Here is a 3,442-nt window from a genome sequence, read left to right as displayed (position 1 = left end):
GGTATAATCACCATTTGGTGATTTAACTGCCACTTGATCAGGAGTATTCTGGCTGCGTTGAATAAAATTATCAATAATAAACATACTGAAACTCACCTTTCTGTTTTATATTTAGTTCCTTTTCTATGAAATACTAGATAGAGAGGACCTACATTAGAAATTAAATATGCTATGCTACTTTCAAACGCTAGAAGGAAATTATTTACCGGTAATTTTCCGTGTAAATTTTTCGCGATTGAATTAGATAACCAGAATCGAAGAAATGTGGTAGTTAGATAAACTAAAGTAAAAACTAGTGCTAATCCACTATTTATAAAAATAAGAAATATAAAGATAACTAGATAAAAGCTAGGTAGTAATAGCCATGCAAAGGCTCCTCTTACTTGATTTAGATAATAAAGAAAAGTATTCAATTGTTTAGTATCTTTATTCTTACTTAATATTTGATAAAATTTTTTATTATCAGACAATGTTTTGAACCAATTAGCATTTTGTTTAGCAAGTATTTGAATATTTTTAGGAGATTCCCCATATTCCAAGGCAAATAATGGTTCAATTATAATTCCCTGACTTCTCAAATAGAAACTAAGATAAATATCTTCACACCAAAATTCAGTATTAAAGCTACCTATTCGTTTTAAATAATCAAATCTGACAAAAAGTCCATGGCCTACAACATGATTCCTTAAGAAAATAGAAGGTAATATAGCATTTGTTAGTCCATTTATTAATTCAAAATTAGTTTGATAAACAGCGAAGCCTTGCATAATTGGACTTAACGTATTTAAGTTAGAGAAAAATGCAGAATATTCTTGCATAATTAAAGGAAAATGCTTCTTTAGGGCAACTGTTTTTGCCTGAAGGAATGCGTCTTTTCCGGGGCGACTATCGGCATTATAGACACAGAAATAGGAGCTTTTCTCATCAATATCATACATTTTATAAATTGTATCGAATGCATAATTTAATTGATCAGCCATCATGCCATTTACTCCAGGATAGTTTAAAAGTTTAATGTCTTTATAACTATCTGATGTATCAATCTTTTCTTTTACAATGTCAAATGTAGTTTTTCCTTGATTGGTTAGCAATTTTTCTTTATCAGTAGTTACGATGAATAATTTTGCATCAATTTTTGTACTAGTAATAATATTTACAAAATCATCTATCGTTCTATTAATTATCTTTTGTTCTTGTAAACATGGAATAACTATAAAGAATTTTGGTTTTTCATCTCTAGTTTCTTTAAAGCTCGCAGCATTATTTTTATTTTGCTTTATTTTTTTATTCACTAGCATTGTTCTAGCTATGTGCCACAAACATTGTAGTAGCATTAGAAACATTATTAATTCTGCTATTGTTATCATAATTAGCCCTCCTTAATAAAATTTGATGAGTTAAATCACAAACTAGTGATTTGTTTTAAAGCCTCATCATAGACATCCCGTGGTGAAAGATTTGATGTATCAATTAGTGCCTTTTTCATGTCTAATTCTTGAAATTCTTTTTCTAATATTTCTTCTTGCTTTTGTCTTGTACTTTCTTGAGTCCAGACACTTAAAAGGTGATGATTCCGTTCCAAATTTCTCTTTGATGAAGCAGAACTATCAGCTTTTAATAGTAATAGCAAGTCCGGACTGTATAATTTATATCGTTTAGCTTTTTCTATAAAATCGTCTAAAAACTCTAACGATTTATTATATGTTCCAGATATATTAGAAGATTCGAAAGCAAATGCTGTCGCAACGATTGAATAGGGTGATTTATCAATTACAACATTTTGTCCATGATCAGCAAAATAATTTGCATCAAACCATTTATCAAATTCTAGGTCAAATAATATTTCCTGATTCCGTAATTCTTCTTGAATATTTTTAGGAACATATAAAATATTATCTCCTTTTTCATTTAACCTATTTTCTAGATATCTTATTGATTCAGGAACAATTTTATAACCTAGTTGTTTTGATAAGTTATTACATAAAGTAGTTTTACCTGAATTCGATATGCCATCTATAAGTATTATTTTTCCTCTACTCATAATATTAATATCTTCCTTTCTTAAGAAACAAGATGCATAACTTTTTTGTTAAAGCTTTTTTAATAGTGCTATAATTTATTAACAATCATTTATTTTAATTAATTTTATTCTCATTTATTTCAAAGTCAATACTTTTTATGAAGGTGATTCAATGACAGAAGAAGCAAAATTAACAAAAACGGAAAAGCTAAATACGGTTAAGGTTACTACCAGTAATGCGATTTCGAAATTTGGTGATGTTTTATTTGACTACGTAAATACAGTATTTCTTTCTTCTATTCCAAATGGAGGTTTTTGGCTGTCTTTCTACCAAAGTAGTGAAGTTTTAATCAGCGTATTTTTTAATTTTTGGGGAGGTGCTGTCTCTGACAGTGGTAATAGAAAGCGAATTATTTTTCATTGTGATTTGATTAGTGGATTTATTTGTCTTATATTAGCAATTTTTATTCCTAAGTCATTTTTTATTTATGCGATTATACTTATCAATATTGCACTAGCGATAATCACGTCATTTCGAAGCCCAGCATATAAAGCGATTTTTAGAGAAATTGTTTATAAAGAACACATTAATACTGTTAATTCTACTTTGGAAATTGTAAAAGAAATTGTTCAAATTGCTGGACCTAGTTTAGCTTTGTTGATCGCTAATTTTTTCGGTAATAGAATCGCATTAGTTTTAGATGCAGTTTCATTTTTTGTTTCAGGTTTACTCATAAAGAAGCTGACTATTTTAAAGAAGCTGACTATTTTAACAACGCAACCTAATAAAAAGCACAAGAAAAATACCCTTTTTCAAATTAGAGAAGGTTTTCAATATATTCTGACTAATTCGCAAATAATGATGATTATCATTTTCTCTAGTATTGTGAACTTTATCATTGCCGGATATAATTTGATTCTACCTTTTTCAACTTATGCTTTTAGTGGGACAACTTTAAAGGCGTATGCAGTTTTTTTAACTGCTGAATCTGTTGGTGGTCTAATTGGAGCCTCAGTATCAACTTTTCTGAAAAGGGAACCCACAACAAATCGGCTTATTTTATTTATTACACTATGTGGAGCTTCACTAATTTTTGTGCAACAATTATTTCAACTATCGCATTCTATTATTCTTGTAGCGACGTTAATCGTCCTATTTAATCTTTTTTTGTCGATCTTCAATATTCAATTTATGACATTCATTCAGATTAAGACTGATATTAATTATATAGGCAGAGTTTTCGGAATTATTTTTTCGGTTGCAATTCTCTTTATGCCTTTCGGTACTTTTTTCTTCCAAAGAATTTTTGATCTTAAAAACCCTTATAATTACTTAATTTTAGGACTTTCGTTAGTCGTTATATCTTTGTTACGCGTGGTGCTAGTTAAATCGTTTTAGTTAAATAAAAAGTCCAATCTTGT

The 3,442-nt window shown here is 28.9% G+C and carries 3 protein-coding genes; 1 reads left to right on the top strand and 2 read right to left on the bottom strand.

Annotated elements, in window-relative coordinates:
* Positions 1–92: 92 nt before the first annotated feature.
* Positions 93–1,367 carry a glycosyltransferase gene (locus tag ACTHW2_RS09795; RefSeq protein WP_003626752.1) on the bottom strand — a complete coding sequence of 425 codons (1,275 nt, stop codon included), beginning with the start codon at positions 1,365–1,367 and terminating at the stop codon, positions 93–95.
* A gap of 35 nt (positions 1,368–1,402) precedes the next feature.
* Positions 1,403–2,041, bottom strand: a complete 639-nt coding sequence (locus ACTHW2_RS09790) for a deoxynucleoside kinase (RefSeq protein ID WP_020829070.1) — start codon at positions 2,039–2,041, stop codon at positions 1,403–1,405.
* A gap of 151 nt (positions 2,042–2,192) precedes the next feature.
* Between ACTHW2_RS09790 and ACTHW2_RS09785 the strand changes: the two genes are divergently transcribed.
* Positions 2,193–3,419, top strand: a complete 1,227-nt coding sequence (locus ACTHW2_RS09785; protein WP_020829069.1) for an MFS transporter — start codon at positions 2,193–2,195, stop codon at positions 3,417–3,419.
* The last annotated feature ends 23 nt before the right edge of the window (positions 3,420–3,442 follow it).

This window comes from Tissierella sp. (assembly GCF_052089545.1).
GTDB lineage: Bacteria > Bacillota > Clostridia > Tissierellales > Tissierellaceae > Tissierella_A.
Note: the sequence above shows the minus strand (reverse complement) of the source record. Positions and strands in the feature narration are given on the sequence as shown.

Bases quoted from the DNA above. Each gene is read 5' to 3' on its own strand.
- ACTHW2_RS09790 (WP_020829070.1), bottom strand. From the start codon at position 2,041: ATGAGTAGAGGAAAAATAATACTTATAGATGGCATATCGAATTCAGGT.
- ACTHW2_RS09785 (WP_020829069.1), top strand. From the start codon at position 2,193: ATGACAGAAGAAGCAAAATTAACAAAAACGGAAAAGCTAAATACGGTT.
- ACTHW2_RS09795 (WP_003626752.1), bottom strand. From the start codon at position 1,367: ATGATAACAATAGCAGAATTAATAATGTTTCTAATGCTACTACAATGT.